The organism is Prosthecobacter vanneervenii, from assembly GCF_014203095.1.
Taxonomy (GTDB): Bacteria; Verrucomicrobiota; Verrucomicrobiia; order Verrucomicrobiales; family Verrucomicrobiaceae; genus Prosthecobacter; species Prosthecobacter vanneervenii.
Genome location: NZ_JACHIG010000005.1, coordinates 369,186 through 389,627, shown reverse-complemented (window position 1 = coordinate 389,627; position 20,442 = coordinate 369,186). Strand labels below are relative to the sequence as shown.

General features: G+C 60.4%; 21 protein-coding genes. 15 read left to right on the top strand and 6 right to left on the bottom strand.

Annotation, left to right across the window (positions count from 1 at the left end):
* Positions 1-12 precede the first annotated feature (12 nt).
* A complete protein-coding gene (locus HNQ65_RS13995) occupies positions 13-1,476 on the top strand; it encodes a DUF2868 domain-containing protein (protein ID WP_184340168.1) in 1,464 nt (487 codons plus the stop codon).
* Between the two features lie 5 nt (positions 1,477-1,481).
* The gene (locus HNQ65_RS13990) at positions 1,482-3,020 is read left to right on the top strand and encodes a GTPase domain-containing protein (protein WP_184340167.1); all 1,539 of its coding nucleotides are present in this window, start codon (positions 1,482-1,484) and stop codon (positions 3,018-3,020) included.
* Here HNQ65_RS13990 and HNQ65_RS13985 read toward each other — a convergent pair.
* The 4 genes from HNQ65_RS13985 to HNQ65_RS13970 form a co-directional block, all read right to left on the bottom strand.
* Positions 2,942-3,748 (bottom strand): hypothetical protein, encoded by an 807-nt coding sequence (locus HNQ65_RS13985; protein WP_184340166.1) that lies wholly within the window; start codon positions 3,746-3,748, stop codon positions 2,942-2,944. The two genes, HNQ65_RS13990 and HNQ65_RS13985, sit on opposite strands and share 79 nt — an antisense overlap.
* A 25-nt stretch (positions 3,749-3,773) precedes the next feature.
* On the bottom strand, positions 3,774-4,670 hold the full coding sequence (gene ispH, locus HNQ65_RS13980; RefSeq protein ID WP_184340165.1) for a 4-hydroxy-3-methylbut-2-enyl diphosphate reductase: 897 nt from the start codon (positions 4,668-4,670) through the stop codon (positions 3,774-3,776).
* 72 nt (positions 4,671-4,742) lie between these two features.
* Positions 4,743-5,045 carry a winged helix-turn-helix domain-containing protein gene (locus HNQ65_RS13975; RefSeq protein ID WP_184340164.1) on the bottom strand — a complete coding sequence of 101 codons (303 nt, stop codon included), beginning with the start codon at positions 5,043-5,045 and terminating at the stop codon, positions 4,743-4,745.
* Complete coding sequence (locus HNQ65_RS13970) at positions 5,042-5,698, bottom strand: hypothetical protein (RefSeq protein WP_184340163.1); 657 nt, start codon at positions 5,696-5,698, stop codon at positions 5,042-5,044. Before HNQ65_RS13970 ends, HNQ65_RS13975 begins: the two co-directional genes overlap by 4 nt.
* A 124-nt stretch (positions 5,699-5,822) precedes the next feature.
* On the opposite strand from HNQ65_RS13970, the gene HNQ65_RS13965 reads away from it, so the two are divergent.
* The 13 genes from HNQ65_RS13965 (at position 5,823) to HNQ65_RS13905 (ending at position 17,416) form a co-directional block, all read left to right on the top strand.
* Positions 5,823-6,971, top strand: a complete 1,149-nt coding sequence (locus HNQ65_RS13965; protein WP_184340162.1) for a CAP domain-containing protein — start codon at positions 5,823-5,825, stop codon at positions 6,969-6,971.
* A gap of 10 nt (positions 6,972-6,981) precedes the next feature.
* Positions 6,982-8,046 carry a peroxiredoxin family protein gene (locus HNQ65_RS13960; protein ID WP_184340161.1) on the top strand — a complete coding sequence of 355 codons (1,065 nt, stop codon included), beginning with the start codon at positions 6,982-6,984 and terminating at the stop codon, positions 8,044-8,046.
* A 328-nt stretch (positions 8,047-8,374) separates the two neighbouring features.
* Positions 8,375-10,150 (top strand): GspE/PulE family protein, encoded by a 1,776-nt coding sequence (locus HNQ65_RS13955; RefSeq protein ID WP_184340160.1) that lies wholly within the window; start codon positions 8,375-8,377, stop codon positions 10,148-10,150.
* Between the two features lie 3 nt (positions 10,151-10,153).
* Entirely contained in the window at positions 10,154-11,407 is a 1,254-nt protein-coding gene (locus HNQ65_RS13950) for a type II secretion system F family protein (RefSeq protein ID WP_184340159.1), read from the top strand.
* A gap of 26 nt (positions 11,408-11,433) precedes the next feature.
* Positions 11,434-11,871: a type II secretion system major pseudopilin GspG gene (gspG, locus tag HNQ65_RS13945; protein WP_184340158.1), complete on the top strand. Its 438-nt coding sequence runs from the start codon at positions 11,434-11,436 to the stop codon at positions 11,869-11,871.
* Positions 11,872-11,895: 24 nt separating this feature from the next.
* Positions 11,896-12,396, top strand: coding sequence for a pilus assembly FimT family protein (locus tag HNQ65_RS13940; protein WP_184340157.1), 501 nt, complete (start codon positions 11,896-11,898; stop codon positions 12,394-12,396).
* Positions 12,393-12,806, top strand: coding sequence for a PulJ/GspJ family protein (locus tag HNQ65_RS13935; RefSeq protein ID WP_184340156.1), 414 nt, complete (start codon positions 12,393-12,395; stop codon positions 12,804-12,806). The genes HNQ65_RS13940 and HNQ65_RS13935 overlap by 4 nt, the downstream gene beginning before the upstream one ends.
* Positions 12,778-13,452, top strand: coding sequence for a prepilin-type N-terminal cleavage/methylation domain-containing protein (locus HNQ65_RS13930; protein WP_184340155.1), 675 nt, complete (start codon positions 12,778-12,780; stop codon positions 13,450-13,452). The genes HNQ65_RS13935 and HNQ65_RS13930 overlap by 29 nt, the downstream gene beginning before the upstream one ends.
* 28 nt (positions 13,453-13,480) lie before the next feature.
* Entirely contained in the window at positions 13,481-14,476 is a 996-nt protein-coding gene (locus HNQ65_RS13925) for a type II secretion system minor pseudopilin (RefSeq protein WP_184340154.1), read from the top strand.
* Positions 14,460-15,677: a hypothetical protein gene (locus HNQ65_RS13920; protein ID WP_184340153.1), complete on the top strand. Its 1,218-nt coding sequence runs from the start codon at positions 14,460-14,462 to the stop codon at positions 15,675-15,677. The genes HNQ65_RS13925 and HNQ65_RS13920 overlap by 17 nt, the downstream gene beginning before the upstream one ends.
* Positions 15,674-16,255, top strand: a complete 582-nt coding sequence (locus HNQ65_RS13915) for a hypothetical protein (protein ID WP_184340152.1) — start codon at positions 15,674-15,676, stop codon at positions 16,253-16,255. The genes HNQ65_RS13920 and HNQ65_RS13915 overlap by 4 nt, the downstream gene beginning before the upstream one ends.
* Before the next feature lie 3 nt (positions 16,256-16,258).
* Entirely contained in the window at positions 16,259-16,897 is a 639-nt protein-coding gene (locus tag HNQ65_RS13910) for a hypothetical protein (protein WP_184340151.1), read from the top strand.
* A 57-nt stretch (positions 16,898-16,954) separates the two neighbouring features.
* Entirely contained in the window at positions 16,955-17,416 is a 462-nt protein-coding gene (locus HNQ65_RS13905) for a DUF5069 domain-containing protein (protein ID WP_184340150.1), read from the top strand.
* A gap of 15 nt (positions 17,417-17,431) precedes the next feature.
* On the opposite strand, the gene HNQ65_RS13900 is transcribed toward HNQ65_RS13905, so the two are convergent.
* Together HNQ65_RS13900 and HNQ65_RS13895 are read right to left on the bottom strand one after the other, a co-directional pair.
* Positions 17,432-19,789, bottom strand: coding sequence for a PSD1 and planctomycete cytochrome C domain-containing protein (locus tag HNQ65_RS13900; protein ID WP_184340149.1), 2,358 nt, complete (start codon positions 19,787-19,789; stop codon positions 17,432-17,434).
* A gap of 141 nt (positions 19,790-19,930) precedes the next feature.
* Positions 19,931-20,236, bottom strand: coding sequence for an EF-hand domain-containing protein (locus HNQ65_RS13895; protein ID WP_184340278.1), 306 nt, complete (start codon positions 20,234-20,236; stop codon positions 19,931-19,933).
* Positions 20,237-20,442: the final 206 nt, after the last annotated feature.

Genomic DNA, 20,442 nt, shown 5'->3' with positions numbered 1-20,442 from the left:
AAACAACCCCGCATGGATTGGAATGACTGGCAGCGCGTGCTGAAATGGCGCGCACTCGAAGAAGGCGATGCCGATGGCGTTCTCGTCAACGCGGAGCGTCGTCGCGAGGCCACAGCCCACACCCGTGCCGGACTGGCTTCCGAGGAGATCACTGGCGAAGGACTCGATGAACGGTCGCAGTCGTTTCTGGACAAACGTTCCGAGTGGCTGGAGCGCGAGGCCGTAGGCTGGCGCGGCGGGCTCATCCACGTGCTGGAGCTGCTGCGCGTGCCCCAAGGGCGCTGGTCCTGGGCCTTGGTGGGCTGGGCGCTGGCGCTGCTCACCGGCTACTGGCTTTCAGACCTGGGGCAGGTGGGCGAGTTCAACCTTCTGGCTCTGCCGCTGGTCGGGCTGCTGGCCTGGAATGCGGTGGTCATTGTGCTCGGTATTTTTTATGAGCTGATGCCCTCCACCGCTGCGAGCGGACGCGGCGGCTGGGTGGCGGAATTTCTCGCTCACGGCATCTCGCGCATGAGCAAGGCTACCAAAGAGGCGGAAAGCGGCGTGGCCGAGACGGTGCGTGCGCGCTACGAGGAGCTGGCGTGGCCGCTGGCCTGGCGGCGTTTGCAAATGCGCCTGCGCATGTGGCTGCATGTGGCGGCGGCGCTGCTGGCCATCGGCGGTGCTTCCGCACTCTATACTCGTGGCTGGTCGCACGAATATCGCGCTGTCTGGGAGAGTACGCTGCTGGGTAAGGACGACGCTCGCGCCTTCTTTGAAACCTTGTTCAAACCTGCCTCCAAAGTGCTGCACACCTCGGTGCCTCTGGATCAGATCGAGGGAATGCACCGCACTCTGGGCCGGGTGGAGAAACCAGCCCCGGCACTGCCGTGGATCCATTTATACGCTGGCACACTGCTGGTGCTGGTCGTCCTGCCACGTTGTTTGCTCGCAGGGCTCGGCGTGGCGCGTTGCCATCAGGTCATTGGCCGGCAAGTGCGCGCGCTGAGCTGGGGCGGCTATCTGCGTTCCCTGCTGCGCGCCGTGGAAGGGGGCAGCGAGCGCATCCAGGTGCTGGTGCATGCCGTGGAGCCCACCCCGGCTCATCGCGAGGTGTGGGACCGCGGCATCCGCGAGCGCTTTGGCGGCATGGCGCGCGCAGAGTACCTGCGCATACCGGCGGGAGATGAAGATGAGTTTGCCGCCTCCTGGCAGCCCGCAAGCAGCCAGCTCGTGATGCTCTTCAACATGGCCACCACGCCCGAGGCCGAGGTGCAGCGCCGTCTCGTGGCTGATGTTCGTCAGCGCCTGCTCACCCGTCACGCCGAGCCAGAGCTCGTGGTGCTGCTGGACGGCACCAGTCTGGCGGGGCGCTGGTCTCCTGAAAAAATCGCCGGGCGTGAGCAGCTTTGGTCCCAGATGGTCGAAGGCCTTGCCTCTGAAGTGATCGTGGCCGTGCGCAAAGAATCCGCACGCGCAAAGCCTCCTGCTGCGTAATGTTCATGAAGTTTTTGTCCCTAGTGCCTGCTCTTTTCTCCAGAAATAAATCCGCCAGCCCTCCTGACAAACAGGCGGCGGAGCTGAACGTGCGCGATGCCTCTGACATCGTCACTCTGAGCCTCATTTCCCACACCAATGCTGGCAAGACCACACTGGCCCGCACCCTCCTGCGCCGTGATGTGGGCGAGGTGCGTGATGCTCCGCACGTCACCTTGTTTAATGAATCCCACACATTGCTTGAGACGGGCGGCTTCCTGCTCCGTCTCTGGGACACACCCGGCTTTGGCGACAGCGCCCGCCTGATGAAGCGCCTCAAGCGCGAGCGTAGTCCGGTGCTGTGGTTCCTTTCCCAGACTTGGGACCGCATTACCGACCGGCCTCTTTGGTGCAGTCAGCAGGCATTGAAAAATGTGCGTGATGAAGCGGACGTGGTCCTCTACCTCGTCAATGCCGCTGAGCCTCCCGAGGCCGCCGCCTACATCGGTCCTGAGATGGAAATTCTCAGCTGGGTGGAGAAGCCGGTCGTCGTGCTGCTGAATCAGACCGGTCTCCCGGGCGGCTCGCCCATGGAGGAGGCGGAGCTTGCCTCCTGGCGCACGCACCTGCAGCAGTTTGAGATCGTGCGGGAGGTGCTCACGCTCGATGCCTTCGCCCGCTGCTGGGTGCAGGAGGATATTCTCATGGAGTCGCTGGCTCCGCTGATGCTTGGGTCCAAGATCCCCACCTTTCAGCAGATCAAGCGCGCCTGGTCGCGCCGCAATGTGGAGGTGTTTCAGACCTCCGTGCGGCTGATTTCAGAGCAGCTCACCGCCGCGCTCCTGGACGGTGTGGAGGTGCGCTCTGAGACGCTGCTGGAGCGTGTCGGCTGGCAGCGCGACCAGCTTAATAAAGAATACAATGACGCTCGGCAGAAACTGGCCGCGCAGCTCGCACACCGCACTGAGCTGACGACCAATCACCTGATCGAGGCCCACGGACTGCAAGGACAGGCCGGACAAGAGCTTGGCGAGGTGGCGCGCGAGAATTTTCATGTGCCGCAGGTCGTTTCTGAAAACATCTGGGCCGTGCTCGGCAGCTTTGCCGGCGGGGCCATGGGCGGCCTCATTGCCGATCTCAAGCTCGGCGGCATGACCTTCGGCGGTGGTGCTCTTCTCGGCGGTCTGGCCTCCGGCATTGGTGCCTATGCGCTGATCCGCAGCTACAACCTCGTGCGCGGCAGCGATCAGCGCCTTCGCTGGTCACGCGAGCATTTTCGTGAGCAGGTAAAGCTGGCCTTTCTCACCTACCTGGCCGTCTGCCACTTTGGCCGCGGGCGTGGAGAGTGGAAAGAAAGCGAGCAGCCCCAGCTCTGGCGCGAAGCCGTGGATGAAGTGACCAATCTGCACGCCGATGCCCTCGATCATCTTTGGAAATCCGGCGTGCAAAAAGACACCCAGCCCGCCACCCTTTCTCGCCAGTCTCGTCAGCTCACTGGCGACTGCATGGTGGCATTGCTGGAGCGGCTGTACCCAGGCGTGGATTCGGCACTCTGGCGCGCGTGAGTCTCATGCTCCTGCAAGCGCCGTTCCAGCCGTGACTGGAAGCTCTCCCAGCAGCGCGCGGCTCGGCCGCGAAAGGCCGCAGGAGTCACGTCCAGGCTGCGCAGGCAGTCGCGGTGGTCCCAGGACACGACCCAGGCTGTGGCCATGTGAATGGCGCGGAACTGCCAGCGCCACACGCGCTGCATGGCTGGCGTGAGTGTGATCAGGCGCTCGAAGAGGAAGTCTCGCTGAAAGGAGAGATGCCCCATCTCATCTCTCAGCAGCTTGCGGGCTACGGTTTGCACCACGGGATCACTGCAGCGCAGGGAAAGCAGGCCGAAATACACCTCGGCGATGAGTTCTGCGGTGAGCAGTACCTGGATGTTGAATTCCAGATTCACTAGGTTGCGCATCCAGCGGAAGACCGAGTTGCTCCACTGCTTTTTCAGCAGTGTGCCGCGCAGATGCACCACGGTGCGTGCCAGCAGCGCGGCGTGGCTCTGTTCCTCGGCCACAAAGAGATCGACGGCACGCTCGTAGCCCTTCAGCCGTTCCAGTGAGGCGATGCTGCGCGTGTAGCGCCGTAGACGTGTGCCGCCACCACTTTCTCCCAGCTGAAATATGGCGATGGAGCGTGCAAGTGCATCCCGTGCCGCTTCAGGCAGTGCGCACGCTGTGTCCGGCAGTTTCAGTTCGTGGTTGAGGCGTGTGTTCGTCTCAAAGTGTTGGATCCATTTTTGGGTGTTCATGGGTGTCGTTGGGTGTTGGGTTGTCTCAGGCGGCCTGGAGCATGGCTCTCAGAAATTCATGGGCTGGGCTGCTGCGCATCTCGGCGGCGATTTGCCGGAGCCGCTGCATCACAGCATTCACGGTTTCATCCAGCGTGGAGGTTCCGGCAGTAACACCGACATTCCGCGCCCTGCGAAACCACTCGGGGTCGAGTTCATCGGCATGCTCGATCTGCAGCACGGGCAGGCCGAATGCGGCGGCTTTTTGCGCCAGTTGCCGGGTGTTGTTGCTGTTACGCCCTCCAATGACCACGATGTGGTCGCAGTCACGCAGCAGCTCATCCATCGCAGTCTGGCGTTGCTTGGTAGGATGGCAGATGGTGTCGATGAACCGCACCTCGGAGCTGCGGTGGTGGCGCTTGATCGCCTCCACCAGCCGCAGGGCCAGATCCACCGGCTGCGTGGTCTGCGAGATGATGCCGAGCCGTGCATGCGCTGGCACGCGATCGAGATCCGCCTCTTCGAGCACGACGACGGCCGAGGGAAAGTCGCCTATGAGCCCGCGCACCTCCACGTGCTGGCTCTGGCCGATCACCACTGGCTGATAGCCCTCAGCCACCAGCATGGCCAGTGCATGATGGGCCTTCTTGACCAGAGGGCAGGTGGTGTCGATCACCGTGTGGCCTGCATCATGCCATGCCTGGCGATGCTGGTCTGAAGCCCCATGGGCAGTGATGGCCACCTGCTGCGTGGCCGCGCTCTGCAGATCATCCAGCTCTCCTCGCGCCGCGCCGAGAGCTGTCAGATGGCTGTCCACCAGCGGATTATGTACAAGCTGGCCGAGGATGGTCAGTGGTGCGCGCTGTGCTGCTGCATGAGTGGCACGCAGGGCGTCGCGGACGCCGAAGCACATGCCGTGATGTTGAGCGAGGATGATGTTCATGGGTTTCAGTTCTGGGTTCGTGGTTAATTAACTTTGCGGCACAAAGTGAATAGGCAAAAAAGGAGCGCAGGCTCAGCCCTGCTGCGCGGCTTTGACGATCTCTCCGAGCACTTCGACGTAGTCCTTGAAGGCCTTCCGCCCTGCTTCGGTCAGCTCGTAGCTCGTGCGCGGTCGGGTGCCGGACTCATCGCGATTTTCCTTGATGTAGCCGGCGGTGCCGAGCGTGCGCAGGTGGGAGATCAGGTTGCCGTCACTCATGTTCAGCTCCGCCTTCAGCTCCTGAAAAGCCCACTCTCCGCGCGTGGAGAGCAGCGTCATGATGGAGAGGCGGCCCTTCTCGTGAATGAGCTTGTCAATCTGATCAAAGTCGATCATTCCGCATTCACCTCCGCAGGTTTGGCGCTGAAGAAAACGGCTGCGGCATACACCACATGCAGCACACCAAAAGTGAGACCCATCACGAGAGAGGCGGGACCTAGATCGCTCGCCAGCAGCCGTACATCGCTGCAGGCAGCCCAGGCAAAAAAGGCCGCCAGACCGGTGAGCACAAAGGCCCAGCCCAGACGCACCAGCGAACGCGGTGAAAAGCTGGCCGTACTCAGCAGCGCCAGCCCATAGCACAGCGCCCACACCAGCGCAGCGAGAGTGAGATTGTGCAGAAACACGATGAGGCCGATGCCCACACAACCGCCCACAAGAAGGGGAGGGGTGAAGGCGCGCAAAGCCATGCGCATGTCTGCCGAAACGAGCGGCTGACCGCGACGCTTCGCTTCTTTGGCCAGAAGGAGAACATTCAATGCTGACGCGATTCCCAGAATGACCAGCCACATCTGCAGAAAACATGGGTCGCACATCACAGCATCGCCCTGATGAGTGGCCGCATGCCATACCGGCCAGCCGGAGGCGATGAGCGCTAGCACGCCGCCTGTGAGCGCTGCCGGTGCAGAGATGGCCCGGTAGATGTGCGCCTTCTCCATCAGGGAACGGATGATGCGGAGGTGTTCCAGGGCGGCTTCTGTCGTGCTCATGGTGGTTACTTTGTGGGCCAAAGTGAATTATGCAAGCGAAACTTTGCGTGACAAAGTGACTGCTTAAGAGTCGCTGAACGAATCGGACTTGGCATGTGTCTATAATTACTATAATTTAAGATACGTGAATCATTTTTCCCCAGTTCATCCCACCACACGCATCCGCGCATGGCGCGGATGGTGCATGGGCTTGTTCTGCGTGGCGGCATTGCTGCTCTCGCAAGGCTGGGCAGCTGACCCCACGGCTGAGCAGCAGTACATGCTGGAACTGATCAACCGCTTTCGCAGCGATCCACAGAACGAACTGTCCAATCTCGTCAATTTCTCTTCGCCCGGTGTCTGGGACACCCCGAAGTCCAATGACCCCAGCATTGCCTATGCTCTGAATTACTTCGGCACCAGCGCATCGGATCTGGCCGCGCAGTTTGCCAGTCTCACCGCCGCGCCGCCTTTGGCATGGAACAGCGCGCTGAATGTCTCGGCTGCAAATTACTCCAATCTCATGGTGTCCGCAGATCAGCAGTCCCACACACTCGATGGCCTGAGCCTGGACCAGCGTATTCAAAACGGCGGCTATGGTGCCAACTGGCTGCAGGTGGGGGAGAACCTCTTTGCCTCAGCCCAGTCTCCGCTGCATGCGCATGCGGCATTCGTCATTGACTGGGGAGATGGCAACGGCTCGACCGCTGGCTATGGCAATGGCATTCAGAGTCCTGCCGGTCATCGCGATCTGCTGCTGAACTCTGGTATGAAGGAAATCGGCATCGGTTTCCAAAGCGTGTCTATTCCTGGCACAAACGTGAATGCCACCGGCCCCTACGTCGTCACCGAGCATCTGGCCTCCCAGTTCCGCTATGATGGTGTTCATTACATCTCAGACGCCATCCTCACGGGATCGGTCTATCAGGACACCATTGTGCACGATGCCTTTTACGAGCCCGGTGAAGGGCTCGCGGGAAGGGCCATCAATGTTTACAACGACGCCACGGGGATCCTCGTCGCCAGCGGCTTCAGCAACAGCGCCGGTGGTTTCAATATCACACTCACAGGCCTCACCGATGGCGTGGTCTATCGCGTGGAGGCGCCGGACACTGGCCTGGCCGCCAAGACCTTTACTCTCACAGAGCACACCGATGACTACGGCGTGCCGGTGATGATGTATGACAACGTCTATCAATCTTTTGCCGTGGTGCCTGAGCCTGGCAGCCTCTTGCTCTGCCTCGCTGCCGGATTATCGCTATGGCACCGTCGCTCCCGTCGTTTTCCCTGTTGATTGATTTCCCATGAAATCCCTCCTCATCCTCCTGCTGTCCGTTGTTTCCGTTCTGGCCCAGGCCCCAGCCTCACCTCTGGCCACCGAAATCCGCGCCATCATCGATGAATACGAAAACTCCGTGCGCGCCAACACGCAGAAACTCATCGCCGCAGCCACTGAAGAGGAGAAGAACAAATACCGCGCCAGCATTCCCAGCGCCGGTCCCTATGCCACCAAGATGATGAAGCTGGTGCAGGCCAATCTGGACCAGCCCGATGTCGTCAAAGGCGTAAACTGGCTGGTCACAGGGGCGGCGGGCTTTCCGGAAGGCCAGGAGGCGCTGAAGATGCTCGGCAGCACCTTTGTGGACAAGCCCGGCATCGCCGAGGCGGTGAAGCAGCTCGAATATCACGGCCTCCCCGCTGAACCGGTGCTGCAGGCCGTCATCGACAAGAACAAGAACCGTGATGAGCGCGCCTCCGCACTCTATGCCCTCGGTGCCATTCATTTCAAAAACTTCGACGCCTCCGCTGATCGCGCTTCCGCCGAGGCCTCCAAGCCCAAAGCGCTGGAGTGCTTCCAGAAGCTCTATGCCGACTATGCGGACGTGACCATCCAGGGCTTCAAGCTCTCGGACTTCGCCGCCAAGATGTTCTTTGAAATGACCAACCTGCAGCCCGGCTGCGAGGCTCCGGAAATCGAGGGCAAGGACGCCGACGGTGTCAACTTCAAGCTCAGCGACTACCGCGGCAAATACGTCATCGTCATCTTCTGGGGTGGCTGGTGCCACGCCTGCCACGGTACTCTGCCGCTGATGAATCAGGCGGCCGAGCAGCTCAAAGACAAGAACGGCGTGGTCATCGGGGTGAACACCGACATCGAGACCGAGGCCAAAAAAGCGCTGGCTGATTACAAGGTGGGCTTCCGCAACATCCTCGACAACACCAGCAGCGGTCCCAACACCACTCTCTACAATCTGCGCAACTTCCCGACTCTCTACCTCATCGACCCCAAAGGGGTGATCGCCATCAAAAACGGCACTCTGGACTCGATGGTGGCGCAGATTCTTGGGGCACAGGGAACAGCAAAATAGGCATGTTGCATGCAGTCCCAGGTGCTCCCTGGGGCGCATGTTTTTCCAACCGAAGACTGGGGCTCTTGCTGGTCTTCGGTGTGGTGCTCCATACCGGTATTCTTCTGGCCGAGCTGAATGCCTCAATAAGGCTCATTAGGTTACCCCATCACTCTTTTTGTCAGCAAGCTCTTGGAGCCTGATATTACCCTCATTTGGAGGTCTAGGTTAGCGGTCAAATATTGACTTTCAGGGGATATAAATGGTTTGGGGGTATTAAAAACTTGCCATTTCTATAAAAAACCATAAATATATGGTATTATAAGGCTGGATTTAGCCAGCTAGACACATGCTTCCACTCATCGATCAGATCCTGAAAGACTCGGGTTGTGCCGATCTTCCTGCCGTGCGGCAGGCGGTGGAGGAGGCATGCTTCAATCAAACGTCTTTTGTGGATGCCGTGCTGGATTGTGAAGGTGTGCGCGAGCGCGATTTCCTTTCCGCACTGGCCAAGACTCTGAGCCTGCCATGGTGGGAGCCTAAGGAGGAAGAGCAGCCAGCAGAGCAGGGGCTGCGTCGCCTGCTGCCAGCAGAGATAGCCCTTCGCCACCGCCTGCTGCCCATCTTTACCGAAGAAACGAAGAGCGATGATGGAACAGAAGCGGGGCGCACGTTGCACATCGCCACCTTTGATCCGCTCAGCCTAGTGGCGCATCAGCGCGTGGCCGCCAGTCTGACCATGCCCGTTGTCTGGCACGTGGGGCTGCGCACCCGCATCGTGGAAGGTTTGCAAAAACTCTACGGTCTCGGTGCAGATACCTTTGAGAAGATCCTGCGTGGTCGTGCCGACTGGGGTGCGGAAGATCTGCGCGATGAAGTCACCGTGCTGGATGAACCCGAGGACGAGGAGGCCTCGGTGGTCCGTTTTGTGAATCAAATCATCCGCCGTGGTCTGGAGCAGCGCGCCACGGACATTCACGTGGAGCCGCAGCAGAATCACCTGCGCATCCGCTACCGTATCGACGGCCGCCTGGAAGAGCTGCCAGTACCGGAAAACATCAAGTCTCTTCAAGCCTCCGTGATCGCTCGCCTCAAGATAATGGCACGTCTCGACATCGCGGAAAAACGCCTGCCGCAGGATGGGCGCATCAATCTCGAACTCGACGGCATGGCCATCGACGTCCGCGTGGCCACCATCCCGTCTGTGGAAGGCGAGAGCGTCAGCCTGCGTCTGCTGGCCCAGCAGCAGGTCACAGTGAATCGCCTCGGACTCACGGATAACATCCGTCCTGTGGTGGATGAACTGCTCAAGCTGCCCAATGGCATTGTCCTCATCACAGGCCCCACAGGCAGTGGTAAATCGACCACGCTCTACGCCTTCCTCACCGAGCTGAACCAGACCCACCGTCGCATCGTCACCATCGAAGACCCGGTGGAGTACAAGATGCCAGGCATCGTGCAGATCGCGGTCAAACCGGAGATCGGCCTCACCTTCAGCACCGGCTTGCGCAGCATCCTGCGTGGAGACCCCAACGTGGTCATGATCGGGGAAATGCGCGACCTGGAGACCACCGAGATCGCCGTGCGCGCAGCCCTCACCGGTCACCTTGTTTTCAGCACGCTGCACACCAATGACGCCATTGGCGGCATCACCCGTCTCATTGACATGGGGGTGGAGCCCTTCCTCGTCTCCAGCGCGGTGCGTGCCTTCTTTGCCCAGCGCCTGGTGCGTAAGCTCTGCCCCTCTTGCAAGGCCCCAGCAGAGGTGGAGGCGGACTATCTCAAATCCATCGGCTTCCCTTCGCACCTCAAAGGCCAGATCATGCGCGGTGTGGGCTGCGAGGCCTGTCGTGGCAGTGGATTTCAGGGCCGCCTTTCCATCTACGAGGTGTGCCTCGTAACACATGCGCTCCAGCACCTCATCAACAGCCGCGCTCATCCCGCAGAGTTTCTCAAGCAGGCGGTGAAGGATGGCTACATTCCTATGCGCGGCTACGGCTTTCAGAAAGTGCTCAGCGGAGAGACCACCATCGAGGAGGTCCTCAGCGTCACCGCTGCCACTGACCGCAATCACACACCGCAGTCTTCAACCGTGCCTCTGATTCCAGCCCGCCTCGCAGCCTAAGCCATGCCCACCTTCGTTTACAGCGCCCAAGGCCCTTCCGGTGTCATCACCGGGGAGCTGAGCGCGTCTGATCGCAGCGAGGCCTTTGCTCTGCTAGGAAAGAAAAAGATCCAGCCCTTCAAGCTGGAGGCTGCAGGAGAAATGAAGACTGCCGCTGGCAGCTCTGCCAAAGCCAGGCAGACGGCAGCGTCGGTCCCGGAGACGATCTCCGGCCCGATCAAACTGAAGCTGCCGCAGGTCGTGCTCTTCATTGAGGAGCTGGCCGACCTCGTCGGTGCAGGCATCCAGCTGGAGCCCGCTCTGGCCACCATGGAGCGTCGTCGTGAACTCTCCGGCATCAAGACTCTCGCCACCGTGCTGCGTGGCAAGGTGCGTGATGGCATGGCTTTCTCCAAAGCCATCGCTGCCACTAGCCCCAGCTTTGGCAGGCTTTTCTGCGCCCTAGTTTCAGCAGGGGAGGCCAGCGGATCGCTCAGCATTGTCCTGAAACGTCAGGCTCAGTACATGCGCTCCCTGCAGGCGCTGAAGTCCAAGGTGCTCTCCGCGCTGATGTATCCGGCCTTCCTCATCGTCGCTGCCGTGGCGGTGACGCTGCTGTTTGTCGTGTATCTCATTCCCAAGCTCACCGAGATGCTCGACTCCACCGGCGGCTCGCTGCCCATGGCTGCGCAGATCATCCTCAGGTTCAGCGATGCCTTTAAAAGCTATTGGTGGATGGTCCTGCTAGGTGGCACGGCTGCGTTTATTCTCGTCAAGGCCTGGATCTCTCGTCCAGAGTCCGCCATTCCGTGGGCTCGGTTCAAGCTCCGCCTCCCGCTGTTCGGCAGCATCTTTCGCGCCCGCTTTTACGTGCAGTTTCTGGAGACAATGGCCAACCTCCTCGGCAATGGCCTGACCATGGTGCAGGCCATGCAGCTGACCCACGAAGCCACTGACAATCCCCACCTGCGCCGCGAGTTTGAAGGCGTCATGCGTCATGTGGCCGAAGGTGTGGCCCTCTCCCGTGCACTGGATCGCAGCGGCCAGTTTCCGCCTCTTCTCATCGACATGGTGAATGTGGGTGAGCAAACCGGAGACATGTCCGGTGCTTTGTCCCGTGCCGCAGAGCGCTTTGACCGCGAGTTGGGCAAAAAGATCGACACCCTCGCCGCGCTCATCCAACCCGTCATCGTTTGCCTCATGGCCGGCATGGTGGGCACCATGGCCTACCTCATGATGACCACCATCTTCCAGACCATTTCCAGCATCAACAAATAGCCGCTGCCTTTCATCCACACCACCTCATGAAATACACTCAGCTCCAGCCTCGCAATCCGGCTTCCGGTTTCACCCTCGTCGAGATGATCCTCGTGCTCGCCATCGTGGCGCTCCTGGTGGGCGCTGCCATCGTCAACTATGGCGGCGTGCTTGAAGGCGGCAAGAAAACCACCGCCAAGGGAAACATCAGCACTATCACCTCAGCGCTGCGTGCCTATGAAGTGGACAACATGGTGCTGCCCACCACCGACCAGGGCCTCTCCGCACTCGTGGAAAAACCCACCAGCCGCCCAGCTCCCCAGAGCTGGAGCCCCAAGCTCAAAAAGCTGCCCATCGATCCCTGGGGCAATGCCTATCACTACCGCCGTCCCGGCGTCAAAGACAAGACCGGTTTCGATGTCTATTCCGCCGGACCGGACGGCGTCGCTGACAATGCCGACGACATCGGCAGCTGGGACAACTGATGAATGCCAGATGATGACACCCGAATGACCAAGGTCAGAAACATTGCGAATCCGACACCAGCCGTGCTGAATCTTCAGCGCGGCTTTGGTCGTTCGCATCCTGCGGGTTTCACTCTGCTTGAGATCATCGTTGCCATGGCGCTCACGCTGCTGATCATCGGCATTGCTGCTGTCAGCATCTCGGGCGTGCGTGCGGAGGACCAGTTGCGCCGCGCAGCCGCCGTCATTGAAACCACGGCTCGCCAGAATTTGATGCAGGCGCTCAACAGCCAGCAGACTGTGCGCATGGATCTTACCAGCGGTGCTTTTGGGGCAGGGGATGAGTTTGGCGGCATGCTGCTGGTGCGTCGCTATGGCGAATCCGCCTTCCGCAAACCCCGCCGTGGCGAGGCCTGGGAGTTCAGTCCTACCGGCATCTGTGAGCCTATTGAAGTCCGCATCAGCGGACCCGCAGGGCAGATCGAGATCGGCTTCGATCCTCTCACCGCCTGCGCCCGGCGCAAATCCATTCAGGTCAACGGATGAAACACACTCGCACATCCTCCGCTGCGCATGGTTTCGCCCTGTTCGAAATCATCCTCGCACTTGCGCTGTTCTCGCTCGTGGCCGTCAGCATGACTCGCGCCATCGAGGAGATCGCCAAAGCGTCCACCTCCGCGCGCCAGGAGGCGCAGGTGCTGCGCGTGCTGGAATCCGTGCTGGCCGAGGTGGCGCATCAGCCCGAGTTCAAGGCGGCCAGCATCTCCTTCCATCCCACGGCTGACCACATCGACGCCAGCGCCACGATCGAAAAGGTCAAACTCATCACCAAAGACAAGGTCGAGCTCGACCACATGTTTCGCATCCGCGCCGAAGCATGGATCCAAGACGGGCGCACGCGGCGCATGAAACGCAGCATGGAAACCTATGTGTATTCGCCCCGCAGTCCCATCTAAGGCCGCGTTCACGCTGATCGAGGTCATCATGGCCATGGCGCTCATCGGGTTCATTCTGAGCGCCGTCTATGGCGTGGCCAATGCCGCGCTGCAGCTTGGCAAATCCATGAGCACCGCCCGTGTGGCGGAGACGCGTATCAGCAATTTCGTCACCCAGTGGCGCGACTATTTTGAAACCATGGATCCTGGCGTGCAGATCTCTGCAGGCCTGGAGAAGGTGGCCCGTGGTGCTTCGGGAAATCTCTTCATTGCCGGTGGCCACATGCCCTTCGCCTGGCAGCGCCAGCTGTCCCTGGCTGATGCCGTCGAGTTCGGCGTCGTGCGCAATCGGGAGAGTAAAGACCTCAGCCTCATGGTGCGTCATTTCAAGATCAACCCCAAGGCACGCACACCGGGAGAATATGACCTCATCGCTGAGCTGCCGGTTCTCGAAGGGCTCAAGCAGATGCAATGGCAGTTCTATGAGCCGGTGGAAAAGAAGTGGTTCACCAGCTGGGATCCCAAAAAGAACCCGCAGCCTCCTCTCTTCATGAAGCTCAAGTTTGCCTTCAATGCCGATCCCCGTGAGCACGAATACACTTTTTGGATAGCCAATGACCTCGCCCAGGTGAGCACGCCTCAGGCAGCTCCTGCCGGGCCGCAGTGATAAAATAAGAATGACGATAGAACTTCCAATGACCGAAGCCACGACACGCCGATCCACAGGATCAGGCGGCGGCTTTGTCGTTCCTTCGGCATTCGTTATTCGTTATTCATCATCGCAGCGCGGCTCAGCCCTCATCGTGGTTTTCTGGATGATTGCCATCCTCGGCATGGTCATGTTTGCCGGAGCCAAATCGCTGCAGGCGGACTCTCAGTTCACCCGCATGATGCGCGGGCGCATTTTTGCCAAGCGCTACGCCGAGATGGGCATCGAGGTGGCACGCCATCCGGCCATCAAGGAGGACGATCCTCTGCTTCACTTCAGCGCCGACAATGGCGGCGGCTACAACGTCAAGCTCGTGGCCGAGGAGGCTCGGCTGAACATCAATCATCTCATTCAAACCGGTGACAAGGTGCTGCTCCGTCGCCTCTTCACCGCCTGGGGCTTCAAACCCGAATTTGTCTCCGCCCTGTGCGACGCCCTCAAAGACTGGGTGGACGCCGACAGCCATGTGAGTCTCAATGGCGCCGAAAAGCGCGACTACCAGAAGATGGGATACGAAGGCATGCCCTTCAATCGTCCCTTCAAGGAGGTCGAGGAGATGCTGCATGTGCGCGGCATGGACGTCGTCAACATCGAGCGCCCGGACTGGCGCGAGTGGTTCACCGTTTATGGCGACGGCCGGGTCGATGTGAATGACGCACGCCCGGAGCTCATCGCCCTGCTGGCAGATGTACCTATGGAGCGCCTCACCCCGCTGCTGACTCTGCGCGCTGGACGCGATGGCGTGCAGCATACCCAGGACGATGTGCGGCTCAGCAGCGTCCCGCAGGTGGCGCAGCTCTTGGGAGTATTTCATCCACAGACCGTCGAGCAGCTTACCCATTGGATTCAATTCGCAGGCCCCATCCGTCGCATCGAGAGCGTCGGAGCCCTGGGTCCTCTGCAGCGCAAACTCATCCTGATCACGCAGGACGGCAGGGCCGTCTGGCGTGGCGAAATCCCCGCTCATGGCAAAAACACGTAAACCTACCTGTGAACTGCTGATTCCTGGCACACACATCTGGCAGAGCTGGATGGGTGTGGAAGCCGGTGCATGCGTGCTGCAGGCGGAGCACAGCGCCGAGGGCGCCCGTTTTGGCAAGGAAGCCGCGCGTCGCGTGCTGGCTCTGCCTGCCATGCATTTCTGGGCGCTGCCCGCCTGGCTCAAAGGCCAGCCGGAGCATCTGCGCAGCATGGCGCTGCTGCATCTGGAGCGCCTGGGTATCAAGGCCGCTGATGACGAGGCCACCGTGCAGGTGCGTGAGATGCAGGGAAAAGAAGGGGCATACCTCACACGCATCCTGGCGCTCAAAGACCTGCCTGTGCCGCTCTCTGACACGGCGCGTCTTCCAGACGAGGTCACGCTGCACGCCCTGTGCTACCCGCTGGTGCACAACAGCCTCACCATTTTTCGCGAACTCGGCCGCCTCGTCGTGGCCATCACCAGCGGCTCCCAGCTCATCTACTGCACCCCTCTCTCCGCCAGCAAACTCGACACCAACGCGCTCGCGGAGCTTAACAACATCTGCCTCCAACTCGGCTTTCAGGGCGTGCTGGGCAGGCTGGAAAGTCTCGTGCTCTGGATCGATGAAGGCGACACCGCCCAGATCCAGCGCGTCACTGGTCTCACGGCTTATCGCTGCGAGATGCCCGCCCCCACCATGCCCGAGCGTGGCTCCTGCAAGCTCATGCCGCAGGACATCATTGCCGAGCGTCAGAGTCAGACGGGCCGCGCCAAGACCCGCTTCATCGCCCTGGCTGCTGGCACGCTGATCGCCGCAGCCATCGCCGTCGTGGCCACGATGACATCTCTTGTCCTTCAGGAGCGCAACATGCTGCGCGAGAAAGTCGCCAACCTCACGCCTCGCTCCTCAAAGGTCATGGACCACAAAAAGGCATGGCGCGAGGTCTCGCCTGCGGTGGATCCCACTTCATGGCCGCAGCAGATCCTGCTGCACTGCATGGAGCCCGCCGCCTCCAAGGAGGCGTCCATCACTCATTGGGAGTGGACTCCTGATCGCATGAACATTCGCGGGCGCATGCCCAGTGCATCTCTCGCGCTGGAGTACACCCAGGCCCTTAAGGAGACCGAGGCACTCGCATCGTTCGAACTCAACGGCCCGCCTCCCGTCATCGCCAGCGACAACAGCGCCACCTTTGAGCTGAAAGGAGGAGCGGCAGAATGAAGAAGAGCGAGAAAATTCTGCTCGGCGTCTTCGCCTTCCTTTTCCTCGCCATCGTAGGCGGCGGAGGACTCATGTACGCTTTTAATAATTACATGGCCATTCGTGAGGAGAACGACACCTTGCGTGACCGCCTGGGCGAGATGAACCTCGCCATCTCCCAAGGCGCGGACTGGGCGGACAAGTACGGCTGGCTGGAGGAGCACTGCCCCAATTTTGCCAGCCGTCAGGAGGCTTCGGCCAAACTGCTCGAAGCGGTGAGCGCCGAGGCTGAAAAGCTCAGTCTCACCATCGGTGGCAAGGAGTTCATCGAAGAAGCTCGCGTGCTCGGCCCAGACGGCTTGCCGCTGGAGGAAAACCTCGGCTACTTTGACAAGGCCACGGTCAAGATCACCCTGGCCAGTGTTCAGGAGCGGGCCTTCTTCACCTGGCTCCATGCACTCCAGCAGCCCAACAGTTTCATCGGCATCACCCGCATGCAGATCAATCCCAGCGGCACCAACAAAACCATCAATGCCGAGGTCGAGTTCACCCAGTTCTACCGCGAGAAATCCACGCCCAAGGTCAGCAAAGCCCACTAAGCCATGAAACCACTTCACCTTCAGCTTCTGGCATTCGGGACGGCAATGATGGCTGTGTGCGCATCTGCCCAGGAGCCGCAAAAAAAGAACGAACATCCCGTGCCCTTTCCCGCGTTGGAGCACTTCGCTCCGCTTTGGGAGCGCTCCATCTTCACCACCAAGGACCTGCCATCTCCAGATGCCCCCTCAGGTCCAAACTTTGTGGACAATCTCAGCCTCTCCGGCATCTACGAGATCGATGGCGGTGTCGTGGCCGTGTTGGTGGACCGCACCACCTCGCAGGTCATGGAGGCCCGCATCGGTTCCGAAAACGAACTGGGCATCAAGATCCGTGCCGTGAAACCCGGCGAGAGCGTTGAACGCACCAAGATCCAGCTTCAGAAAGGCGACCAGGCCGGATGGGTCAGCTTTGCCGAGCCGGCTGCACAGCCCCCCGAAGTCGTGCAGCGCGCCGTCATCCCCACCCAGCAGGGCGCAGTGCCCAATCAAGCTCCTGGTGGTCAGCAGCGTCGCAATGTCAATGCTGCCCCCGGCGGCCTGCCCCCCAATCCCATCCTTCCCCCTCCTTCTGTAGCTGTTCCAGTTGGAAACCCGAGACCCGCGCCACCCAAGATCAACGACGTGCCGCTCCCGCCACCATGAGGTGCTGATTGGCTTCCCGGCTTGCCAAAGCAGGGAAGTCCGAGAATGAGTGTCTTCATGCCCCACGTCCCAGGTCTTCGCAGCTGTTACGCCAAAGTCGGCCGTTTTATCTACTTCGGCCGCATGCTCGACAAGATCCGCCTGCATGCCGAGGGCCAGCTTCCTGAGGACTATCACGCGCAGCTCGGAGACGGGCAGTTCTACACACTCGATGGCCGCTGCTGCCGCTTTCTCGGCGTGCCGTATGCTGAAGTCAGGGAGCGCACACTGGCAGGTGGCACGGACGAGGAAATTCTCGCCTGGGTGCATTCTCACGGCACCACACGCACAGACGAGGAATGCCATATGTGGAACCGCTTCATCGCCAAACTCGGCTGGCGGGATGAGCGCTCCGCCGTGCTCCCTCAGCGCATTCTCGACAGCGGCCTGACTGGCAAACCAATCGAGACGCTCATCGACCACATCGAATACGATGAAGGCCGCGATCCTGTGGCTGAACGAGCTTGGGAGGGGATATGAAATCTATCACTGCGTTTACTCTCTGGTGATCGTCTCATCCAGATTCAGCATCACACGAGCCACAGCCTGCCATGACTGGGTCTCGCTGGCCTTGGCTTGGCGTTCGCTTTCGAGCAGGCGGGCGATGGCCTTGCGCTCTCGCTCCTGCGGCGCGCGTGAGAGGCAGAGCTGGTAGGCGCGCGTGATCCGTGCGTCGTCGCTTTTGGCTTCCTTGATCAGGCGTGCCGCCAGGGCTTGCGCAAATTCCACATACGCACTGTCATTCAGCAGCGTCAGCGCCTGCAGCGGGGTGTTGCTGCGGATGCGGCGTGTGCAGGTGCTGAATCCATCCGGCGCATCAAAGACGCTCAGCGCAGGTGGTGGCGTGGCGCGAAAGATGAAGGTGTAAAGTCCCCGGCGGTAGCGGTCGCTGCCTTTGCTCAGCGGCCAGGCGCGCTTGACCTGCCCCAGCGACATCACTCCATCCGGGATCGGAGGATACACCGGCGGCCCGCCCATCTTGGCAGAGAGCAGCCCGCTGGTGGCCAGGCACACATCCCGCACCACCTCCGCATCCAGGCGCAGGCGGTTCTGCCGCCATAGCAGGTGGTTGTTGGGATCTGTCTGTGCAGCGGTTTTGTTCCCCTCCACAAAAGAACTCTGTTGATACGTCGCGCTTGTCACAATGAGCTGGTGCAGGTGCTTCAGGCTCCAGCGGTGCTCCATGAAATCCACTGCCAGCCAGTCCAGCAGTTCGGGATGGCTCGGCGGGCGGCCCATGGTGCCAAAGTCGTTGTCCGTCTCCACCAGCCCGCGGCCAAAGTATTGCTGCCACACGCGGTTCACGATCACACGCGCAGTGAGCGGGTTTTTCGGATCGATGAGCCAGCGTGCTAGAGCCAGGCGGTCAGCCTTTGTGCCGGAGGGCAGGGCTGGCAGCACTGCTGGCACACCCGGCTGCACTTCGTCAGAAGGGCGTGTGAAGTCTCCTTTGATATACAGCGTCGTCTTGCGCGGCTGCGGCAGCTCTTTCATCACCAGTGTGGTCGTGCCATTTTTGAAAATGTTCTCCAGTTCCAGGTGGCGGTCATACAGCGGATTAAAGACGCTGTCAGAGGTTCCCGTCATGGCTTTGAAAAGCGCACGCTGGTCCGCAGTGCTGCGCTTGGCCGAAGGCTTGGCCAGGATCTTGGTGGCTTCGGCATCCACCAGCTTGCGCGACTGCTCGCCCAGCGTCTTCTCCCATTCCTGCAGCACAGGAATGCGTTCTTTGATGTGTGCATCGATCTGCTTCAGCAACTTCGCATGTTCCGCCTTCAGCTTGTCGAGGTCCTGCCCCGGATCGGGCACCGGCATCGTGGGTTCGTCCTGGTTGTTTAAAAAGGCAAGGAGCTGGTAGTACTCCCGCTGGCTGATCGGATCAAACTTATGATCATGGCACTGTGCGCAGCCAATCGTGAGCCCCAGCCACACTGTGCCGGTGGTGGCCACCCGGTCAAACACGCTCTCGATGCGGAATTGCTCCTTGTCGATCCCGCCCTCTTGATTGATCTGCGTGTTGCGGTGAAAGCCGGTGGCAATGAGCTGCTCCCGCGTGGGCTTGGGCAGCATGTCTCCTGCGATCTGCTCCAGCGTAAACTCGTCAAACGGCTTGTCCAGGTTCAGGGAGTTCACGACGTAATCCCGATACGGCCACATGCTGCGCGGAGCGTCGATGCTGTAACCGTTGCTGTCGCCATAGCGCGCCTGGTCCAGCCACCACCGTGCCCAGCGTTCGCCATAGTGTTTGGAGGCCAGCAGGCCTTTGATCACATCTGCTTTTTTGGCCTCTGGAGTCTGAATGAAAGCAGCCACTTCGGCAGGCGAAGGCGGCAGGCCGATGAGATCCAGGTAAAGTCGGCGGATGAGCGTGGCTGGCGCTGCCTGTGGGGAAGGGGCTAGTTTTTCCTTCGCAAGTCGTGCGCGGATGAAGGCATCGATGGGGTGTTGGGCATCTCCCTGCGGCAGCGGTGCCTTCACGGGCGCTACGAAGGCCCAGTGCCTGTCGTCGCTGGGCTTCTCATCCGCAGGTGCATTTGCCCCTTCAGCCACCCATTGCTTCACCAGCGCGATCTGCGCCGAGTCCAGCGGACCTCGCTTGTACGGCATCTGCGGTATTTCAGCATGCGTGCCGGACACGACCTGCACGAGCAGATCCGGCAGCGCCGTTCCATGCTTGCCACCAGCGCGCGCAGCATTTGCAGTGTCCAGCTTGAGCCCAGCCTTCTGGGTGTTGGCACCATGGCATTTCACACAGTGCTGCTGCAGCAGCGGCTTGATCTGTGTGGTGTAGTCCACCGCTGCCTGACTCGCGGTGGCACTGAGAAGAAGGTGAATGATCTGGCGTCGTAGCATGAGAAACTGAGACTGCGAAAGGGTACGTTGGCGGGCAGGGGGCTTCTTCCGCATTCTGGCAAGCACAGATGCAAAAAAAAGCCGCACCCACATTGCGCGGGGGCGGCTGGGTTTGGCTGAAAAATCAGCGCTTCAGACGCATCAGGCGTCTTTCTTCTTCTTTGGGGTCAGTTCCTCCACAGTCAGGAAGCCGTCGCTGTTTTTGTCAAACTTGCCAAAGCGCTCGGTGGCCTTGGCTTCGTCCTTCTTGGCCTGCGGAGATGCCAGCCACTCGGCTTTGGAGACTTTGCCGTCCTTGTCGGTGTCCAACTTCTTCAGCAGTTCTTCCGGGTTCATCTTGGGCTTGCCCTTGTCGCCTTCCGGCTTCTTGGGGGCATCGCCATCAGCGGCGAAGGAGGTGACTGCGGAGAGTGCCAGGATGGCGAGGATGGATGTGATAGCTTTCATGGGATCAATGGTGCTTGGTTACGATATGAAAGCGCGGAAATCTGGATGTCCCAGTCCGGCGCGTGGCGTGTTAAACGAAAAGGGGCTCGATTCGTTTCGATAAATTACCTCTGAATTTTTATATCGACAAACGCACCTGTTGAGCATCCAGCCCAGGTGCAAAAACGCCGCACCAGCGCGGAGCAGGTGCGGCGTTTCGGATCAGA